A 742-nucleotide genomic window follows, 5' to 3' on the forward strand; every position below is an offset into this window, starting at 1 on the left:
TTTTGTTGGGTTCGGTCATCGCTACCCACTGGCTTTAACAAGAACAGCGCGACTTTACCTTTGCCAAGTTTTTGCAGCTCATCATCCGTCGGTTCACGCACCGAACGCGACCCCATGATGCCAAACTCACTTTCTTCTAAATTGGAAAACTGTGGGGCACTGAGGGTACTTACGATGACGGTTTGTTCGCTATCAAGTTGTGTGTATTTATCTGCAACACCCGATTCTGCCCAACCGACATGAACCGTAACTCTTGTTCTTGGTAACGCTTTGTAATCTCGCGATTCACTCTCAGAAATATCCAACGCAATAGAATGATATTGAGAGTAATTAGTTAGCGTCAACTCAGCTTTCGCATTGTCTAACGTGGCAAGCTCTTCGCTCACGGTATCAGCAAATGAGTAAGTGCGAGTGCCTACCGTTTTACCAAAGTCCAAACTAATCGTCTTAAATGGCGTAAATTCCACAGTTTGAAGCTTCGTCGTAAGACCTGGATGATCCGCTTTATTAATGGTGCCGTTAACCAATACGGTTTTAGTTGTATAGTTACGTGCAGTTAACGTCACTTCCACTTGGTAGTCGCCAGCATGCAGCACTTTCAAACGACCAGAATCTGAAGATAACAACTCAACCACCGGCTCAGCTTGGTTAATCAGACGGTAGCTTGCTTTGGCTTCTCCCCCACTCATCACAGGTGTGATAACCGCACCAGCAGAAAAGTCCAGAGTTGGATAAGTAATAG

The 742-nt window shown here is 45.4% G+C and carries 1 pseudogene; it reads right to left on the bottom strand.

Features of this window, described 5'->3' with window-relative positions:
• Positions 1–742, bottom strand: a pseudogene (locus R8O11_RS27265) (cadherin repeat domain-containing protein); the annotation flags it as partial.

The organism is Vibrio sp. 1288 (assembly GCF_033344475.1).